This is a genomic window from Lujinxingia litoralis, assembly GCF_003260125.1.
Taxonomy (GTDB): domain Bacteria; phylum Myxococcota_A; class Bradymonadia; order Bradymonadales; family Bradymonadaceae; genus Lujinxingia; species Lujinxingia litoralis.
In genome coordinates this window covers 883,934-903,909 of record NZ_QHKO01000001.1, presented here as the reverse complement: position 1 = coordinate 903,909, position 19,976 = coordinate 883,934, and the positions used below count along the sequence as shown (strand labels likewise).

The 19,976-nt window shown below is 63.8% G+C and carries 12 protein-coding genes; 9 read left to right on the top strand and 3 right to left on the bottom strand.

The features are described from left to right. The first annotated feature begins 28 nt into the window (after positions 1–28). The 5 genes from DL240_RS03705 to DL240_RS03685 all read left to right on the top strand — a co-directional run bounded on the left by DL240_RS03705 (position 29) and on the right by DL240_RS03685 (position 7,039). A complete protein-coding gene (locus DL240_RS03705; RefSeq protein WP_146618080.1) occupies positions 29–802 on the top strand; it encodes an NADH-quinone oxidoreductase subunit J family protein in 774 nt (257 codons plus the stop codon). Between the two features lie 92 nt (positions 803–894). After that, a complete protein-coding gene (gene nuoK, locus DL240_RS03700) occupies positions 895–1,206 on the top strand; it encodes an NADH-quinone oxidoreductase subunit NuoK (protein WP_111728499.1) in 312 nt (103 codons plus the stop codon). Between the two features lie 100 nt (positions 1,207–1,306). Continuing rightward, positions 1,307–3,430, top strand: a complete 2,124-nt coding sequence (nuoL, locus tag DL240_RS03695; RefSeq protein ID WP_158542330.1) for an NADH-quinone oxidoreductase subunit L — start codon at positions 1,307–1,309, stop codon at positions 3,428–3,430. Between the two features lie 92 nt (positions 3,431–3,522). After that, positions 3,523–5,328: a complex I subunit 4 family protein gene (locus tag DL240_RS03690; protein WP_111728497.1), complete on the top strand. Its 1,806-nt coding sequence runs from the start codon at positions 3,523–3,525 to the stop codon at positions 5,326–5,328. Positions 5,329–5,398: 70 nt separating this feature from the next. Continuing rightward, a complete protein-coding gene (locus DL240_RS03685; RefSeq protein WP_111728496.1) occupies positions 5,399–7,039 on the top strand; it encodes an NADH-quinone oxidoreductase subunit N in 1,641 nt (546 codons plus the stop codon). Positions 7,040–7,219: 180 nt separating this feature from the next. On the opposite strand, the gene DL240_RS03680 is transcribed toward DL240_RS03685, so the two are convergent. Then, positions 7,220–8,164, bottom strand: coding sequence for an FHA domain-containing protein (locus tag DL240_RS03680; RefSeq protein ID WP_111728495.1), 945 nt, complete (start codon positions 8,162–8,164; stop codon positions 7,220–7,222). 193 nt (positions 8,165–8,357) lie between these two features. On the opposite strand from DL240_RS03680, the gene DL240_RS03675 reads away from it, so the two are divergent. Further along, positions 8,358–9,131: a tRNA 2-thiocytidine biosynthesis TtcA family protein gene (locus DL240_RS03675; RefSeq protein ID WP_111728494.1), complete on the top strand. Its 774-nt coding sequence runs from the start codon at positions 8,358–8,360 to the stop codon at positions 9,129–9,131. 67 nt (positions 9,132–9,198) lie between these two features. Here the strand turns inward: DL240_RS03675 and DL240_RS03670 are convergent, their stop codons facing one another. After that, complete coding sequence (locus tag DL240_RS03670) at positions 9,199–12,000, bottom strand: DNA translocase FtsK (RefSeq protein ID WP_111728493.1); 2,802 nt, start codon at positions 11,998–12,000, stop codon at positions 9,199–9,201. 380 nt (positions 12,001–12,380) lie between these two features. Next, on the bottom strand, positions 12,381–15,470 hold the full coding sequence (locus tag DL240_RS03665) for a MopE-related protein (protein ID WP_111728492.1): 3,090 nt from the start codon (positions 15,468–15,470) through the stop codon (positions 12,381–12,383). 494 nt (positions 15,471–15,964) lie between these two features. Between DL240_RS03665 and fusA the strand changes: the two genes are divergently transcribed. The 3 genes from fusA to DL240_RS03650 all read left to right on the top strand — a co-directional run bounded on the left by fusA (position 15,965) and on the right by DL240_RS03650 (position 19,882). Next, on the top strand, positions 15,965–18,052 hold the full coding sequence (gene fusA, locus DL240_RS03660) for an elongation factor G (protein WP_111728491.1): 2,088 nt from the start codon (positions 15,965–15,967) through the stop codon (positions 18,050–18,052). A gap of 122 nt (positions 18,053–18,174) precedes the next feature. Continuing rightward, the gene (locus DL240_RS03655) at positions 18,175–18,750 is read left to right on the top strand and encodes an NADPH-dependent FMN reductase (RefSeq protein ID WP_111728490.1); all 576 of its coding nucleotides are present in this window, start codon (positions 18,175–18,177) and stop codon (positions 18,748–18,750) included. A gap of 4 nt (positions 18,751–18,754) precedes the next feature. After that, on the top strand, positions 18,755–19,882 hold the full coding sequence (locus DL240_RS03650; RefSeq protein ID WP_111728489.1) for a CNNM domain-containing protein: 1,128 nt from the start codon (positions 18,755–18,757) through the stop codon (positions 19,880–19,882). The last annotated feature ends 94 nt before the right edge of the window (positions 19,883–19,976 follow it).

Genomic DNA, 19,976 nt, shown 5'->3' with positions numbered 1-19,976 from the left:
GGTTCTGGCCTGTCGAGTGGAGTGTTTCATGGGTTTTTGGGAACCCCTCTTTTTTTGGATGTTTGCGCTGGGGGCGCTGGTCGCCAGCCTCACCGTGGTGGTGGTGCGTAACCCGCTGTATAGCGCGTTGGCATTGATCGCCGACTTCTTCTTCTTTGCCGGGCTCTACGTGCTGCTCTCGGCCCACTTCCTGGCCATTGTCCAGGTGCTGGTCTACGGCGGCGCGATCATGGTGCTCTTCCTCTTCATCATCATGCTCTTGAACCTGCGTGATGAGGAACTTGGGGAGAACCGCTTCCAGCTCCACTTTGTGGCGGCGATCGGCAGCGGTCTGGCGATCTTCTTCTTTGCCGGTGCCTCGATCCTGGCGGTCGTCAGTAATGATGACGTGGCACAGGGACGCGAGCAGTATGCGCAGGCGGTGGAGCAGGTTGAAGATGGCGAGAAGGTGGCGTTGCTCACCCAGTCTGCGATTCCCGGGCTGGCCGCCGACATCAACGAAGAGGCGCTGGAGGCCGCGTATCAGGCTCAACTGGTGGCCTGGGAAGCAGGCCAGGGCAACCCGGCCCAGGGTAAGTACCCGCGCTTTGATAGCTCGCGTGGCTTTGAGCTCCCGCCGGCCTTGAGCCCGGCGGCCCGTAACGCCGAGGTTGTCCCCGGCCGCAGCGGTCTCTACGGCACCTTCAAACCGATCAGCGTGGCGCTGGTCAACCGTTTCGTGGTCCCCTTTGAACTGACCGCGATCCTTCTTCTGGCCGCCATTGTTGGCGCCATGATCATCGCCAAACGACGCGTCGCTTAATCGACGCTTCCCCTTTTGCGACCCGGACGCCGCCTTGTGGGGCGGCGCCACAACACCCAAGGGTCGCGCGATTTTGTGGATGGAGTGTGGGCATGTCCTGGGAACCAACCCTCGCACATTATTTGATCCTCTCGGCGGCGATCTTCTCGATCGGGATGGTCGGCGTGATGGTGCGTCGCAACGCCATCATCCTCTTTATGAGCATCGAGCTGATGCTGAACGCGGTGAACCTGACTTTCATCGCCTTTAGCCGTTACCGCATCGACATGGATGGGCACATCTTTGCCTTCTTCGTGATGGCGGTTGCGGCGGCCGAGGCGGCTGTCGCCCTGGCCATTGTGCTGCATGTCTTCCGGCATAAGCGCAGCGTCAACGTCGACGAGATGCAGCAGCTTCAGTACTAGGACTTGGGCCGCATGATGGGCGAGCCGTCCGGGAGCTTCTGTGTAGTGAATGCTCCCGAGGCGGTCGCACTGGCGACTCCCTGGCGAATTACAGGCGATCATGGAACCGCTTTACTCCGATAGCTTTTATTTTCTTGGCCTGATTGTGTTGATGCCGATGCTCGGCGCGATCATCAACGGCCTCTTCGGCGCGAAACTCCCCGCGAAGTTGGTCAACTGGGTGGCGTGCGGCGCGATGGCGCTGGCGTTTACCTTTGCGTTGATCAGCTTCCAGGCCCTGGTCAATCAGGGCGACGGGCAGGAGGTGGGGCACTTAAGCTACACCGCCTTCCAGTGGATCTTCAGCGGGAGTTTGAGCGCCGAGATCGCCTTCCTCTTTGATCCGCTCTCAGCCGTGCTGGTGCTGGTCATTACCGGGGTGGGCCTGCTCATTCACATCTACTCGACCGGTTACATGGCCGAGGACCCCTCGAAGTGGCGGTACTTCGCCTACCTCAACCTCTTTGTGTTCGCGATGCTCCTGCTTGCCCTGGGCAAGAATATGCTCGTGACCTTCATCGGTTGGGAAGGCGTGGGGATGGCCAGCTACCTGCTGATCGGGTTCTGGTACACCGACGCCGAGAAGGCCGCCGCTGGCCAGAAAGCGTTCATCGTCAACCGCGTGGGCGACTTCTTCTTCCTGCTGGGGATGTTCATCCTCTTCTTTACCGCCGGCACCTGGGATTACCTGGAGCTGGAGCAGATGGCCACGACCACCGCAACCGCGGCGGTGCTCCTGCCCATCGCGTTGCCGGTTGGTGTGCTGATCTTCCTGGGCTGCACTGGTAAGAGCGCGCAGATTCCGCTTTACGTCTGGCTTCCCGACGCCATGGCCGGTCCTACGCCGGTCAGTGCGCTGATTCACGCGGCGACGATGGTCACCGCCGGTGTCTTCCTGCTCTCGCGTATCAACTGGATCTTTACCCTGGATCCGAACCTGATGGCGATTGTGGCCGTGGTCGGATCGCTGACCGCCTTTATGGCGGCGACGATCGCGATTGTGCAGACCGACATCAAGAAAGTGCTGGCGTACTCTACGGTCTCGCAGCTGGGCTTTATGTTCATGGCGGTCGGTGTGGGGTCGTTCACCGCGGCGGTCTTCCACCTGATGACGCACGCTTTCTTCAAGGCGCTGCTCTTCCTGGGCGCCGGTAGCGTGATTCACGGTATGCATCATGAGCAGGACATGCGCAAAATGGGCGGGCTTCGGAAATACATGCCCTGGACCCACGCGACCTTCCTGATCGGAACGCTTGCCATCGCCGGTGTCCCCTTCTTCGCGGGCTTCTACTCCAAGGACCTGATCCTGTGGAGCGCGCTCTCCAACGTGCACATTCTCAACGTGGAAGGCGTCCTGGCCACCGCGCAGATGGACTACTTCACGACCACGCTGGCCCCGGCCGTGGCGGCTGCTGACGGCGGTCCGCTCAGCGTGCTCGGTGGGGCGCTGGCGATTAACTGGTTCGTGTTCATCATGGGCGTGCTTACCGCCGGTCTGACGGCGTTCTACATGTTCCGCGCCTACTTCATGACCTTCCATGGCGAGTGCCGGGCCGATGAGGAAACCCGCAGCCACATCCATGAGTCGCCCTCGTCGATGCTGGTGGCGCTGATCGTGCTGGCCTTCCTCTCGGTGGTTGGTGGCTACATTGGCTGGCCGCACTTCATCGCTGCGATCTTCCCGGCCGGCGTCAAGAGCTACGCGCTGGGTCTGGAGTACTGGCTGGCCGAGGTGTTCGCCGTTTCCGACACCTATCGGGTCGTCGGGCGCTTTGGCGCGCACCCCTACCTGGCCGAAGGGATCGCCGCGGCGGTCAGCGTACTCGTTGCCGGTGGTGGCATCGCGCTGGCGTACCTGATGTACGTCAAACGTACCGACCTGCCCGGTGTCATCTACGCCCGTGCAACGCGTCTTCATTACATCCTTTCGAACAAGTACTTCGTCGACGAGGGCTACTTCGCGGCCTTCGTGCGCCCGTCCATCCTCATTGGCAAGGCGATGACCTGGTTCGATAAGAACATCATCGCCGGGCTTCTGGTGGGCGGGGCGGCGTTTATGACCCAGAACCTGGGCCAGATTCTGCGCAACCTGCAGAGCGGCAACGTGCAGCGCTATGCCACGTACATCAGCCTGGCACTCGCGCTTGTCGTCCTGGCGATTTTCTACCCGGGCTGCCTCGCCTGAGGCGACCACGATCAGGACGTTCGAAGTAACCCCAAGGCGGGCTCGCGCTATCTGGTGCTGGCGAGCACGAACTGAGAACTGGATTAGGACCGATGGTTCAACTGACCAACATCTTTAGTGCCCTGGTGGGCAACCCGCTCCTGGCGCAGGCGGCCAACGTGGGCGAGGGGGGCATCCCCTGGCTGACGCTGACGACCTTTGGGCCTCTTCTGGGGATTCTGGCTCTGCTTTTGATCCCCCGTGATCAGGTGCAGGTCTTGCGCAACGTGGCGTTGCTGACCACCCTGGGTGTCTTTGCCGTGAGCATGGGCATTCTGGTGCTCTTTAACCCCTCGGTGCCCATGGCGGCCGGAGAGGCCTTTACCTTCCAGCTGACCGAGGGGCCCTATGAGTGGATTCCCTCGCTGGGGGTAAGCTACTCGCTGGGCATCGACGGGTTCAGCTACTGGATCGTGCTGCTGACGACCTTTTTGATGCCCCTGGCGGTCTGGTCGACGTACTCGGCGGTGCATAAGAACGTCAAAGAGTACATGATCTGCCTGCTCTTCCTGGAAGTGGGGATGATCGGGGCCCTGGTGGCCACCGATGTGTTCCTCTTCTACATCTTCTGGGAAGTGATGCTCATCCCGATGTACTTCATCATCGGCGTGTGGGGTGGGGCCGAGCGCGTGAAAGCCGCGGCGACCTTCTTCATCTACACGATGCTGGGCTCGATTCTGATGCTGCTGGCCATCATGTACGTGTACTTCCAGGCCGGCGGTCAGACGGGGACCTTCTCGTTCCTTTACACCGACATTCTGGCCGCGGAGTTCTCGGCCACCGAGCAGTTCTGGTTGTTCGCGGCCTTCTTCCTGGCCTTTGCGATCAAGGTGCCGCTCTTCCCCTTCCACACCTGGTTGCCCCTGGCGCACGTTCAGGCCCCGACGGCCGGCTCGGTGATCCTGGCTGCGGTCATGCTGAAGATGGGGACCTACGGGATTCTGCGCTACGCCTTTCCGCTCTTCCCGGATGCGCTGAAGACCTTCGCGCCCTACATCGCGGTGCTCTCGGTGATCGGCATCGTGTACGGGGCGATCGTCGCGCTGGTGCAGGACGACGTCAAAAAGCTGGTCGCATACTCCTCGGTGAGCCACCTGGGATTCTGCGTGTTGGGTCTGGTGGCGATGACGCCCCAGGGGCTCAGCGGCGCGATGTATGTGATGCTGGCGCACGGGATCGCCACCGGCGGCCTCTTCCTGTGCGTGGGCGTGATCTACGAACGCCGTCACTCTCGTCAGATCGCGGACTTCGGCGGTGTGGCCAAGGTGATGCCGGTATTCGCGGCGCTCTTCATGGTCATCACCTTTGCGTCGGCGGGTCTGCCGGGGCTCAACGGCTTCGTGGGCGAATTCCTGAGCATCATGGGGACCTCCCGCAGCCACTTCCTGTGGTTTGATACGCCCTTTGGTTACGTGCGTGGAGCCGGCGGCAGTGGTTACGGGGTCTACGAGTTGACCGCGATGACCGATGTGGCCATTGGCTCGGCCCGCCAGGCCGGTCCGGAAATCACCGCCTTTATCTTCACCATCGTGGCGACCTCGGGTGTCATCCTGGGTGCGGCCTACCTGCTGTGGATGTTCAAGCGCGTGATGTTTGGCGCGGTGGTTCACGATGAGGTCGCGAAGATGCCGCGCCTGAGCGCCCGCGAGATCGGTGTGCTGGTGCCCATCGTGCTGATGGCGGTGTTTATGGGCGTCTTCCCCAAGTTTTTCCTGAGCCGGATGGACCCCTCGATTCACCAGTTTTTGACCTACATGGACCAGAACGTCACCGAGACCAATACGGTCGTGGTCGAGCCCCTTGACCCGAGCTGGGTGCCCCAGGGTTCGATGATCGATCTGGCCAAGGAGCGTCGGTAAGCCGCACGAACGTGCGCCCGGACGTTAACTCGGCGCGAATCTCTGCGCCGTAGCTGCTGAGACGGATGTAATGACCATGCAATTGCTCTCGACATTGAACACGCTCGCGATGCTCGCGCCCCCGCAGGGCGCGGAGTTTGCCGCGATCGTCCCCGGCATCATCGTCACGCTGGTGGCTCTGGCGTTCATCATCATCGACGTCTTCCACCGCAAGGGGACGCCGCGTGATTACCTGGCCTACTTCTCGGTCATCGGGCTGGGCGTGGCCGCGGCGAGCTGCTGGTACCTGTGGGATAGCCCGCTGGAAGCGCCGACCTTCTTCGGGATGCTCTACCTGGACCGCTTTGCGCTCTTCTTCTCGGCGCTGGCGTCGATCAGTGGTGCGCTGGCGATTCTTTGCTCGCCGGCGGTGTTGCGCAGCCACAAGATGGACCGCGGGGAGTACTACCTGCTGGTGCTCTTCAGCGTCACGGGCATGATCTTTATGGCGGGCTCAGCTGATTTGCTGAGCCTCTTCATCGCCTTTGAGGTCATGTCGATCCCGATCTACGTGCTGGCGGGCTTCTTGCGCGAAGACTCGCGCAGCGCCGAAGCCTCGATGAAGTACTTTGTGCTCGGGGCGTTCTCCGCGGCGCTGATGCTTTACGGCATCGCGATGATCTACGGCGCCACCGGCACGACCAACCTGGAGATGATCGCGCAGAACCTTTACTACCTCGAAGGTGGTGAGGGCCAGCACCAGGGCTTTGGTCTGGCGATGTTCGGCGTGCTTCTGATCTTCAGCGGCTTTGCGTTTAAGGTCGCCGCGGTGCCTTTCCACATCTGGACCCCGGATGTGTACACGGGTAGCCCCACGCCGGTGGTCGGTTTCATGGCCACCGCCGTAAAGGCCATTGCCTTTGCCGGAATGCTGCGCGTGTTTGTGGTGGCCTTCCCGCTCGATTCGCTGCGTGGTGGCTTCTTTGGCTACGGTTGGATCGACATTGCGTTTGCGCTTTCGGCCTTCTCGATGGTGCTGGGGAACGTGGTGGCGCTGGTGCAGAACAACGTCAAGCGCATGTTGGCCTACTCATCGATCGCCCACGCTGGCTACCTGCTGGTGGGCTTTACTGCGGCCAACGCGCACCCGCGCTTCTTTTTGCACAACGACGCCATCCTCTTTTACCTGGTGGCCTATACCTTCGGTACGATCGGCGCCTTTGCCGTGCTCTCGTACTTCGGTCGTCGTGGTGAGGCGGTCGAGACCTTCGAAGACCTGGGACAGCTGGGCATCAAGTACCCGATGATGGGGCTTGTGATGGCCGTCAGCATCTTCTCGGCGGCGGGGATCCCGCCGACGGCGGGCTTCCTGGGCAAGTTCTACATCTTCCGCTCGGCGATCGATGTGGGCATGCAAACCGATGAGTTTGCTTTCATCGGCCTGGCGATCCTCGGGGTGCTCAGCAGCGTGGCCGGCGTGTACTACTACCTGAAGGTTTTGATCTACATGTACATGAAGCCCGAGAAGCGCGTCTTCCGCCCGCTGGACCACACCGGTCCGAAGGTTGCGATGGTGGTGTGTGCGCTGATGACCCTGTACCTGGGGCTCTTCCCGGCCCGCGCGGTCGAAATCGCACAGGAGAGCGTACTGGACTTCAGCGGTGTGCCGGCTTCGGTACAGGCGACCATCGACCTGGGTCAGGCCGCTCTGGAAGCTGCGCAGGCCGAGTAAGGGGCAGCGGCATCGCTTCAAGAACCTAAAAGAGCCCCGGGCATTGCCCGGGGCTTTTTTTTGATCGGGGAATGACATGCAGGGAGCCTTAAGGAGGAGCCGCGCAAAAAAAGCCCGGCGCGCACATGGCGCGCCGGGCTCAGGGGCGCTCAACGACCCGGCACCACCGGGCGTGCGGGATCAGGCCGGCAGCGAGAAGCGCAGGGCGACCTTTTCGGCGATCACCAGCGTGTCGCCCTCGGAGAGGCGACGGCGCTCGCCGAGGCCCAGAAGCTCGTCGTTGAACTGGGTGCCCCGGGCCGCCAGGTTGTACACGATGTAGTTTTTATGCTGGCGGTAAATGGCCACCTGGCGCCGGGCCACCTCCTCGCTGCCGTAGGGGGCGAGGTCGATGTGCGGGGAGTAGGCTGCCTCGGGCGCCGGCTCGTCATCGTCTGCGGATTCGCCCCGGCCGATCAGCAGCGTGTCGAGCTCAATGGCGTAGGTTTCCAGGGCCTTCTGATCTCGGTAGAGCGTGAGCAGGGCGGGCTCTTCGTAGGTTCCCGGGGAGGGCAGGGGCTCGACCTGCGTGGTGTGGCGCGGCGTGGTGCGATGGGCCTCGATGGTGGCGACCGGCGCGGCCTCCGGCAGTTCGTTATCAAACTCGGCCGGTGCGTCCGCCGCCGGGGCCAGCGAGTCGTTGTTTTCTTGGTTGAAAGGAGCGTCCAGGGGGGCCGCCGGGGGGGCCAGGCTCTCGAAGGGCTCGTCGACGGGGGCATCGAACACGATATCGTCATCGCCGGCCAGTTCGGCTTCCACGGAGACTTCGGGGAACTCTTCGTAGCCGGACTTCTCCAAACCCTGAGGCGCCGCGGGGGCGAGGGGCTCCACCGGAACTTCGGCGAGCTCCAGAGGCTCGGCGTCGACGGCCTCCAGAGGCTCGACCGGGATTTCTGTCAGTTCCAGGGCGTCATCGCTTTGATCGGCGGCGTTCGACTCCGGGACCGGAGCGATCTCTTCAAAGGCGAAGGGATCTTCGTCGGTCGCGCGCATCGCCGTGCTCATATCGGCGCCGCAGTTCTCGCAGTAGGGCTCGTCGGCGTAGTGAGCGGTCTGGCATTGGGGACAGATGATGGCGTCGGACATCGAACTCCTCCAGGTGCGTGGTCCAGAACAGGGCGGGCCAGGAATGGCCGGGTCGGGAGACACTTTACCCGCATCGCCGGGGTACGTATAGGCGCGCGCGAGGCTTGCACCGGGAGGGGCGCCCGGTAGAATTCGCCGCCGAACTCCCGCCGTGGTTTCTACCCCGGTTTACCTCGTCAGCCCCGAGCCCATCATGAGCGCTGCCCCTCTTTCTTCTGTCGAACGTCCGCCGGTGAGTCGCCCGGTGATGAAACTCGTGGAGCGTGCGCTGCGAGATTTTGAGCTGGTGGTGCCCGGGGACCACGTTGCCGTGGGGATCTCCGGGGGGAAAGATTCCCTGCTGCTGGCCGCCGCGATGCTGGAGATCGCAGCCCGAGATGACTTTGATATTCAGGTCACGTTGATTCACCTGGATCAGAATCAACCCGGCTTTGACCGTCAGGGACTCCAGCAGGCGATGACTCGTCTGGGGGTAGCGCTGGAGATTATTGACCGCGATACGCATTCGGTGGTGCAGAGCATGCTGAAGCCCGGGCAGATCCCCTGTGCGATCTGTGGGCGCATGCGCCGGGGCATCCTCAATGCTCACTGTGCCGAGCGGGGCTACACCAAGCTGGCGATGGGCCACCACCTGGACGACGCGGTGGAGACGTACTTTTTGAACCTGCTTTTTGGCAGCCGCCTGGACCCGCTCAAACCGGCCACCCCGGCGGAGACCCACCCGGTGACCACGATTCGCCCGCTGATTCTGGTGGAAGAGCGCAAGATCGAGGCCTGGGTCGAGGAGGTGGGCCTGGCACCGGTGGCCTGTCCGGTCTGCGACACCTTTCCCGATTCGAGTCGCCGTGATGTCAAAACCTTCTGGCAGGGATTCTCGGAGCTGGCGCACCGGGATGTGTACGCCTCGGTGCGCGAGGCGCTCTACGGGAGCTCGGGCCCCTTTGGGGGCGGCGGGAACCATAGCTAGAATAAAAAACGCCGCGGAACGCGGCGTTTTTTTAGGTGGCGAGCGGAGGTGGGGGAGAGGCGCCTCGTTAATAGGGAGAGACGTCCACCAGGACCTCGCGGGGCTTGTAGCCATCGGAGGAGCCGACGATGCCCTCGATTTCCATGATGTCGACCATGCGGGCGGCGCGGTTGTAGCCCACTCGGAGCTTGCGCTGGAGCATGGAGATGGAGGCCTGGCCGGACTCCACGACCAGGCGAACGGCCTCCTCGTAGAATTCGTCCTTATCCTCGTCGGCCACGCCGCCTTCGTCCTCCTCGCCATCGTCGGCCAGAATCGACTCGTCGTAGTTGGGCTCTCCCTGTCCGCGGAGAAATTCGACCATTTTGTCGATCTCTTTCTCGGAGACGTAGGCCCCGTGGGTGCGCTGCAAGAAGCTGGTGCCCGGGGGGACAAAGAGCATGTCGCCGTTGCCCAGGAGGTTCTCGGCGCCGTTGGCGTCGAGGATGACCCGGCTGTCGGTCTTGCTGGTCACGCGCAGTGCCAGTCGGGTGGGGAAGTTGGCTTTGATGAGGCCGGTGATCACGTCGGTGGAGGGGCGCTGCGTGGCCAGGATCAGGTGAATGCCGGCGGCGCGGGCCTTCTGGGCCAGGCGAGCCACTGCGGTCTCCACGTCTTTGGAGGCGGTCATCATCAGGTCGGCGAACTCGTCGATGATCACGATGATGAAGGGCAGGCGTCGGTGCTCGGGGTTGCCGCTGTGATCGATCCCCAGGGCGCGCAGGGCTTCGGTATCGTCGAGGCCGTTGAGTTGGTCGAGCTCGGCCTGTTTGGTGAGCTTCTCGACCTTCTCGTTGTACCCGGTGATGTTGCGCACGCCCATGTCGGCCAGGGCCTGGTAGCGGCGCTCCATCTCCTGGACGGTCCAGTTCAGGGCGACGGTGGCCTGCTTGGGATCGGTGACCACCGGGAGGAGCAGGTGCGGGATGTCGGCGTAGATGCTGAATTCGAGCATCTTGGGGTCGACCATGATCATGCGCACGTCGTCCGGGGTGTGCTTGTAGAGCAGGCTGCAGATCATGGTGTTAACCGCCACCGATTTACCGGCGCCGGTGGCCCCGGCGACCAGCAGGTGCGGCATCTTGGCCAGGTCGGCAATGACCGGACCGCCTTCGGTGTCTTTACCCAGGGCCAGGGGCAGCTTCATCTTCTTGTTATCGGCGAAGGCTTCATCGGCAATGATCTCCTTGAGGTAGACCATTTCGCGGGCCGGGTTGGGAACTTCGATGCCCACGACGCCCTTGCCGGGAATCGGCGCGACGATGCGCACGCTGTGCGCGGCCAGGGCCATGGCCAGGTCGTCGGAGAGGTTGGCAATCTTGGAGAGCTTGACGCCCGGGGCCGGGCTGAACTCAAACATCGTGATGACCGGACCGGGGCAGATCTCGACCACGGAGCCTTCTACCTTGAAGTCAGCCAGGGTCTTCTCGATCTGGGCGGCCATCTCGCGCAGGGCATCGGAGTCGATGGCCACCTCTTCGCCGCGGTCAAAGTTGAGGAAGCTGATCGGGGGGAGCTCGTAGTTGCCCTTTTTCTGGGGCTTGAAGAGCAGGCCGCCGTCGGAATCATTCTCCAACATCTGCTGGCGTTCGCGGGCCTTGCGGGTGGCCTCACTCTCGACGATCTGGGGACCGAAGTCGCCCTTGACCGGGCCGCTGGCCTGGCGCTCCGAGCGCATGTCGATAACCTGGGTGTCGCTGACCTCGATGACTTCCGCGGTCTGCCCGGCCTCATCGAGGCCGGCGATTGGGATGGGGCCCTGGCTCAAATCCGGATCGGTATGAGGCAGCTCGCCAAGCTCCCAGCCCTGGTCCTTGTCGAGGTCCTTTTCGGGGGCCTTGGGCGGTGCCGGAGCCTCGGCGCGTTTGGTGTCGGTGTCGGTGTCAGACTTTGCCGGGGCCTTTTTGTCGCGTTTGGGGCGTTTGGACGCGGGCTCCTCGGGGGCGTCGTCGGCCAGCTCGGCGTTGCGCAGACGCGGGCCGAAGAGGCGAGCGAGTCGGCCGGCGACCTTGCGCTCGACTTCGTCGTCGAGGCTTTCTTCAAAGTCGTAGCGATCGGGGGCCAGCCCGCGAACCGAGCGCTCCGCCTCCTGACGGGCTTCTTCGGCGATGGTGAGTTCTTCGCCGGCCAGCAGGCGGTCGCGTTCTTCCTGGTAGCGCTGTTTGAACTCGCGGCGCACCGCCTGGCGGTGACGCACCCAGGCCATCAGGCGCTGAATGCGCCCGGCCACCCAGCGGGCGACCGCTCCGGGACTCAGATCGGTGACGAGCACCCCGCCGATGAGCAGGGCGGAGCCGGCCAGAATGGCCGTGCCGACGGTACCTACCGCGCCCCGCATCAGCTCGCCGGTGAACGCGCCGATCCAGCCGCCGGGCTCATGGCCGAGCACCAGGTAGCCGCTCAACGCCAGGTGCCCCAGCACCGTGCCCGCCAGGACAAAGATAAACTGTCCGAAGACTTCGCCGGCGCGGGCCTCGATCTGGCGGCCCAGGAGCATGGAGATGCCAAAGTACCAGAGCAGGGCGTTCACAAAGAACGCGCCCAGCCCGAAGATGGTCAGCAGCATGCCGCCCACCCAGACCCCGAAGGGCCCAATCAGGTTGGTGGGAGGGGCCTCTCCGCGGGTCAGATCGGCAGGGTTGAAGCTGGCGATGGCCAGGAGCAGTACCAGGGCCAGCGCCAGCAGGATTACGCCGCCCAGTTCCCGCTGCAGCGCAAAGGAGGTGCCGTTGACCTTCGGGGTCGACGCGCCTCGGGCGCCTGATTTTGCACCGGTTTTGGCGCTGGATTTTTTCTTTGAGGATGAGCTTGTCGCGCTCTTAGCCGCCATGACTGCCCTCCGTGGCAACGCATTGGGGTCGCGGTCCCTGCGCACGGGGCCGGGGGGGAGGCGGGGAGCGCGCGTCCGTGCGCGCCGTCCGCGCTCGGCCGTAAAGGGCGCGCAGGAGTGCGTAGTTATCTCGGCGCCAACCTACCACGGCGCCCGGGACCTGCAAGTTTTCGTCGGGGGCCGGACGCGGACCTCTCGACGCGTGTTCGGGGATTAAGGTCTGGCCGCTGAGCCGCGGCGGTCGTCGACCGCGACAGGCGGTCACGCAAAGACCGCTTTCGAGGATGTCCTGGTGCCCCTTGGGCCGGTTCCGGGGATGTAGCCCCGAGCGGCTCGCCCCCGGAGCCGTGGGAGAAAAGGTCCGGGGGCGAGGCGGGAGGTCAGGGGCGCGACCACTCAATGCGCAGGTCGTGGAGGAAGGGGCGTACGTCGGAGTCGTCGGTGGTCATGCGGACCTCGATCTCGAACTCCTGTCCCTGCACCGCGGCGCCGGCGCTTCGAATGTCGAAGGTGTGGGTGAGGGCGCCGGTGGGGTAGTCCAGATAGTCGCTGGACCCCTGAGCCTGGTCGACCGGGACCCAGCCCGAGGTGGGGTTGCCGTTGAGGTCGCGCCCGCGCACGCGCACGCCCAGAGAGGTGCCGGCGGGCACGGTGGCCTCCACGGTGATCTCGTCGAGGATGGCGGTGGGGAAGCCGCTGTCGAAGTAGTAACGCCAGAAGCCTCGGGGGGCGGTGAAGTTAAAGGCGGTGGCACCGGTGAAGTCCGAGTAGGTGTAGTGCCCATCGGTGCCGGCCGGGAAGCCGCCCAGGGTGTCCCCAGTGATTGGGTCGACTTTGAAGATCAGTTGCGAGCTCATGCCCAGGTGCCAGGCGTAGCCCAGACGGTCAAAGCCCACGCCGCGCATGTCGCCGCCGCTGGTCATGCCATTAATCCAGCCCTGACCCTCGCGCAGCGCGGGGATAAAGGACCAGGTGCTCTGAGCCGGGTTGGTCTCATTGAAGTGCAGGCGCAGGAGGTGGCCGTTGCTGCGAACTGCGGCCCAGACATCGCCGGTGGCCGGCTCGACGGCGATGGCGTGGGTGCGCCAGCTGCGCGCGCAGCTGGTGGTGCTGGGGCAGGAGGTGACGACCTGTTGGCCGTTATGCACCGCCGGGTCGGCCACGACGCCCTGCATGGCGTTGGGGACATAGAAACGGTGGACCTTTTCGGTGGCCGGGTCAAAGACGGCCACGCCGCCGCCGGCATCGCCGTGGTTGGGGCCCCAGTCCGAACCGGAGCAGGCCATCCAGATGCGGTCATCGGCGTCGACGGCGATGCCGTACACCCCGCAGTTGAAGCCGGTGTAGTAGCGGTCCCACTCCAGGGTGTGGGTATTGAAGCGGGGCAGGCCCACGCCGTCCCACAGGGCGGCGGCGTAGATGTAGCCCTGGGAATCACCGACCAGCCCGTAGACCTGACCGGCGCTGGCGGTGGCGCCGGTAGGGCGCTGCACGCCGTCAGCGTCCGGCGCGTAGGTGGGGATGTTGGAGGGAACGTAGATGTCGCTGGCCTGGTAGGGCGGGTTGGGGCTGATGCGCTGGACGGCGCCGTCGTGGGCGGAGTATCCGATCCAGATGTTGCCCTGGGGGTCGACAGCCACCCCGCGCCCGCTGTTGTAAGAGGTGGTGTTGTTCGATGCCTCGGTGGAGGGGTTTTTACTGTAGACCACGCAGGGGTCGGCCAGGGGCGCGCCCGAGGAGTTGACCTGGGTGACCGAGCCGTCGGGCAGGCGGCGAGAGGTCTCGCCAGGGCCGCAGGCAGTGGTATCCCAGAGGACCTTGGTGACACGGCCGTCGTTGCGGCCGACGACCCACATGTTGCCGTCGAGGTCCACGGCGGTGCGGCTGGGGTTGTGGCCTACCCAGTAACGGGCGTCTTCTTCGCCGGTATCGGTGTTGAACTTCGAGACGGTGCCACGGCTGAGGGTGCCTGAGGAGTTTGCCGCCCACAGGTAGGGAGGGAAGAAGGACTGGCGGGTCAGCGAGACGCCGGGGCGCCCGGTAGGGTTGTTCTCGTCGGTGGCATCCACAAATTCGGCGCCGCCGTCGAAGACCCCGCCGGCGGCGGGATCGGAGTCATGGACGTAGCAGGGGCCCTGGCATTCGCCACAGGCGTTGCGCAGGCCGTCGTCGATGATGCCGTTGCAGTTGGAGTCTTCCCCGTTGCAGACCTCGGGGCCCGGGGCGATGGCGTTCTGACAGGCGCTCCACTGGCCGGCGGAACAGGTCTGGGTGCCGCGCTGGCAGATGCCGGTGTCGGTGCCGCAGGCGCGGGTGTCTCCCTCGGCGCAGCCGCAGCCCTCGTCGACTTCGCCGTCGCAGTCGTTGTCGATGTTGTCGCCGGTCCCGTCAGGCCCGCAGAGTTCGGGGGTCGGCAGCACCGAGCCCTCGCAGGCGCCCCAGAACTCGCCAGCGCAGCGCTGGACGCCCATCTGGCAGGCGCCCACCCCGGCGAACTCGGCAGGTCCAGTGTAGCAGGCCTGGGAGCTGGCCGAGCAGCCGCAGCCCTCGTCGACGCGCGCGTCGCAGTCGTTGTCCAGGCCGTCGCCGCAGATCTCGCGTTCGGCTACTTCGCCACAGCTGCCGCAGGCGTTGCGCGGGGAGCCGTCGGGGCAGGGCAGTTCAATGAGGCCGCTCTCGCAGTCGGTGACGCCGGGAGGGCAGTACTCGCAGCCGTTGTCGACGACCCCGTCGCAGTCATTGTCCAGGCTGTCGCCGCAGACTTCGGCCTCAGGGGTGATCTGACCGGAGCAGGTGCCCCACTGGCCGTCGGCCTGGCAGCTGCGCACGCCGGCCTTGCACAGCCCCACACCCAGGGTTTCCACCGGGCCGGTGTAGCAGGGCTGATCCTCACGCAGGTAGTCCTCGCCGCCTTCGGGCACTTCACAGGAGCAGCGATCGCCCAGGCCTCCGGTGGAGCCCTGCTGACAGAGCACATTGGGGTCGGCCGGGTCGCTGCCGGGGCCTTCCACGCACTCGCCGGCTTCGTTGATGTGTCCCGGGCACTCTTGCGGGTTTAGGGGGGGAGCGCAGTCGCCGCCGTCTGGCGGAAGAACCTCTCCCTCGCAGGTCTCGGCCCACTGCCCGTCGACGCAGCGCTGGAAGCCGGCCTGGCAGCTTGAGCCAGCCGGGATCGCCGCCGGGTCGCCCCCCGAGAAGCAGCGGCGGAACTGTCCCGCGTTGCAGGGGCACTCCGGGTCGACGGCCGGGTTGCAGGCGGGCGGCTCGGGCGCGACGTCGGTATCCTCGGAGGCATCGGGCTGCGGGCCGCCACCTGTGTCGGTGTCAGTGTCAGGTTGTGTGAGGTCGGTGTCGGGTTCGCCGTCGCCTCCCCCCGAGGGAACATCGTCGCTGCAGGCATTCAGTGAGAGGGCCAGGGCTGCGGTCAGAGCCAGCCATCGTAGAGAGAGGGACGCACGTGAATAAGGCATACAAGGCTCCAGAGTTCACAAGTATTAAGGGGCTCGGCCAGGCTCAAAGCGGCCGGTCACGAGCATCCGAAATGAGGGGGGAGGACGTTTTAAGGGGCGACTTCGCGCGCAGGGTAGACGAGGCGGGTTTTGGGGTCAAAGCTTGCGGGCGGGAAGAAGCATCGAAGGCTCTGCGTTGTTGGCCGAGTGTAGGGCAGAGGTATGGGGCTTGATATTTTTCACCGAGCCGCTATAGATTCCGCCCCCGTTAGCCACCGCGACGCTGGCGCCGCGTTGTTTGATGGCGAGCCGCCGGCCTGCAGACGCCCCCACGGGGTGAGAACAAAGTCGGCGTTGCGTCGGGCCACTGGGGCCCGAGGGTGTGTGTGGCCGCGTTCCTGAGAAGCGTGGCGACCAAAAAAAATCGGCAACCGACGTGACAGGTGCTCCGAAATGGGGTAGGCGCTACGCGCTAACCGCGCGAGCCCATCGTCTCAACATAACCGAGTAGGAATATGGACCTGAACAAACTTCGTAACATCGGGATCTCCGCCCACATCGACTCCGGCAAGACGACGCTCACCGAGCGTATTCTGTATTACACCGGGACCATCCACCAGTTCCACGACGTCCGCGGTAAGGACGGCGTTGGTGCCAAGATGGACAACATGGATCTGGAGCGCGAAAAAGGCATCACGATCCAGTCGGCTGCCACCTACTGCAAGTGGGGCGAAAACGCCATTAACATCATTGACACCCCGGGCCACGTCGACTTCACCATCGAAGTTGAGCGCGCGCTGCGTGTTCTTGACGGCGCCATTCTGGTCCTGTGCTCGGTTGCCGGCGTTCAGTCGCAGTCGATCACCGTTGACCGTCAGATGCGCCGCTACAGCGTCCCGCGCATGGCGTTCATCAACAAGTGCGACCGCTCCGGTGCTAATCCCTTCTCGGTGACCGAGCAGCTGCGTGAGCAGCTCAAGCACAACGCCGTGCTCATGCAGTACCCCATCGGCCTGGAGGACAAGCACGTTGGCGCGGTCGATCTGCTTACCCGCAAGGCGCACTACTTCGAAGGTGAAGGCGGCGAGATCATCCGGACCGAGGATTGCCCGGAAGACATCAAGGATGAGGTCGAGAAGTACCGCGCCAAGCTCGTGGAGGCGGTGGCCGATCTCGACGACGAAATCGCCATGGCTTACCTCGAAGGTGAGCCTGTGACGGCCGAGATGCTGGTGCCGGCGATTCGTCGCGCCACGATCTCGCGCTCGATGACCCCTGTGTTCATGGGCTCGGCCTACAAGAACAAGGGTGTTCAGCTTCTGCTTGACGCCGTCGTCAGCTACCTGCCCAGCCCGCTGGAAATGAGCTACGACGCGCTGGCGATGGACGAAGAAGAGACCAAGGTTGAGCTTGAGCCGACTCCGGACAAGCCGCTGGTGATGCTCGGGTTCAAACTGGAAGACGGGCGCTACGGTCAGCTGACCTACTGCCGCATCTACCAGGGGACGCTCAATAAGGGCGACTTCATCTACAACATGAGCAACCAGAACAAGCACAAGGTCGGTCGTCTGGTGCGTATGCACTCCGAAGAGATGCACGACATCGATACGGCGACCGCCGGCGATATCGTGGCGCTCTTCGGTATCGACTGCGCCTCGGGTGATACCTTCACCGATGGCAATATCGAGGTGACGATGACCTCGATTCACGTGCCGGACCCGGTCATCACCTTTGCCGTCGAGCCCAAGAAGAAGGACGGTCTGCAGAACTTCTCCAAGGCGCTCAACCGCTTCTCCAAGGAAGACCCGACCTTCCGCGTCTCGCGTGACGAGGAGAGCGGCCAGACCATCATCGGTGGGATGGGTGAGCTTCACCTGGAGGTCTACATCGAGCGTATTCGCCGTGAGTACGGTGTCGATGTTGAGGTCGGCGCCCCGCAGGTTGCCTACCGCGAGACGATCACCGAGCAGGCCGACTTCGACTACACCCACAAGAAGCAGACCGGTGGTTCCGGTCAGTACGCGCGCGTGGTGGGTTGGCTGGCGCCGGCCGATGAAGGTGAGCACTACCAGTTCATCAACAACATCACCGGTGGTGTGATCCCCAAAGAGTACCAGCCCTCCTGTGATAAGGGCTTCCAGGACTCGATGGACGAGGGTTCGCTGATTGGATTCCCGGTGGTCAACGTGAAAGCGGCGATCGTCGACGGTAACTCTCACGCGGTCGACTCCTCCGATATGGCGTTCCGTCTGGCGTCGCGGGCGGCGTTCCGTGAGGCCTACCGTCGGGCCAACCCGGTCATCCTTGAGCCGATCATGAAGGTTGAGGTCGAGTCGCCCGAGGAGTTCTCCGGGGCGGTGCTCGGTGGCCTGAACAAGCGTCGCGGTATGATCACCGGTTCGCGTACCCGTCAGGGCTACGCGGTGGTGCTGGCCGATGTGCCGATGAGCGAGATGTTCGGTTACTCCAACGACCTGCGTAGCTCGACTCAGGGTAAGGCGGAGTACACCATGGAGTTCTCCAAGTACGCGCCGGTTCCGCGCTCGGTTCAGGAAGAGCTGATCAAGGAGTACGAAGCCAAGCGTGCCGAGAAGTCCAAGTAAGACACGCGGCTGAGGCCGTGAGGTCTTAGACGCGGGGCGGCGCCCTCCGAACCAGGGTTCGGGGGCGCCGCTTTTTTGTGCGAACTCAGGGTGTCAGAGCGTTCTGATACAAGGAGAACACGATGTTGAAGGTGATGGGCTTTGCAGCTTCGCTGCGTGAGGGCTCATGGAACGGCAAGCTCTGGGAGGTGGCCGCTCAGGCGCTCGATGCGATGGAGGGCGTGGCGGTGGAGCGGCGCTCGTTCGCCGAGTTTGAGATGCCGCTGTACAACCCGGACCTCCAGGCGCAGGGCTTCCCGCAGGGGGCCGATGACTTTAAAGAAGCGATCGAGGCGGCGGACGCGCTGATCGTAGTGACGCCGGAGTATAATGCGTCGATTCCGGGCTACCTGAAGAACGCCCTGGACTGGGTCTCGCGCTACCGTCCGGTGCCACTTCGTGGTAAGCCCTTGCTCTTAATGAGTGCGTCACCGTCAATGATGGGCGGTAATCGCGGTCTGTGGCAGACTCGGATTCCGCTGGAGGCGACGGGCGCGGTGGTGAGCCCGCGGATGTTCGGGCTGGCGCAGGCTCATCTGGCGTTTGCCGAGGATGGCGGGCTCGCCAATGCTGAATTGCACGAGCAACTGGTGGAGTTGCTTGAAGAATTTGTTGCCTTTGGTCAGGCGTTAACCAGCGCGCAAGCGCGAGGACAATGACCCGATGACACTGTTGATTTTGTATGCGCTCTTTGCGCTGGGGACATCGTTTCTGTGCTCTTTGCTGGAATCCGTGCTCCTGAGCGTGACGCCCTCCTACGTGGCTGCATTGCGCAATGAGGGCGCGCCCACCGGTGAGTTGCTCCATCGTTTGAAGAGCGATGTGGATCGGCCGCTGGCGGCAATCCTGAGCGTTAACACCATCGCCCACACCGTGGGGGCGGTCGGCGTCGGCGCCGAGGCCACGCGGATCTGGGGCGAGGGCTACGTGGGGTTGGTGTCGGGGGTGATGACCCTGGCGATTCTGTTCCTGACCGAGATCATTCCCAAGACCGTGGGCGCCAATTACTGGCGCGCGCTGAGCGCGCCGGTGGCGCGGGTGCTGCCGATTCTGATTTTTATCAGCTTCCCCCTGGTCATCATCTCTCAGGGCTTGATGAGTCTGCTCTCCTCCAAGGAGGCGCAGCCGCAGCTGAGTCGGGAAGAGATGAGCGCGATGACCGAGATCGGTGTGCAGGAGGGAGTCGTGGAGATCGGGGAGTCCCGTCTGCTGCAGAATGTGTTGCGGGTGGGGGTGTTGCGGGTGCGCGACATCATGACCCCGCGCACGGTACTGCTGGCGGTGGAGCAGGACACCACGGTGGCGGAGTTTTTTGAGGCGCATCCCAATCCGATCTTCTCGCGCATCCCGATTTATCGGGAGAAGACCGATGAGATCACGGGATACGTGCTCAAAGGGGATCTGCTTCTGGATATGGCCCGCGACCGGGAGGAGACGGCGCTGGTGGAGCACCGTCGCGATATCAAGTTTGTGCCGGAGAATATCTCGGTGCGGGAGCTGTTTGAGCTCTTTGTGGCCGAGCAGCATCATATCTCGGTGGTCGTCGATGAGTACGGCGGTATTGCCGGGCTGGTGACCATGGAGGATGTGGTGGAGACGCTGCTGGGCCTGGAGATTGTGGATGAGTCCGACGTGGAGCAGGACATGCGGGATATGGCGCGCAAGCAGTGGTTGCGCCGCGCTCGCCGCATGGGGATCTCCACCGAGCAGTTCGAGAGCGTGACCGGTCAGTCCAGCGAAGGACAGGCCTCGGCGGGCGCATCGTCGGTGACCCCGCAGGGCGAAAGCTAAGCGGGAGGATCGGGCCGGGGATATCTCGGCCAACGAAGGTTAAAAGGGCCCCGGGGCGCGCGCAGCGCGCTCCGGGGTTTTTTGATCGGCAGGC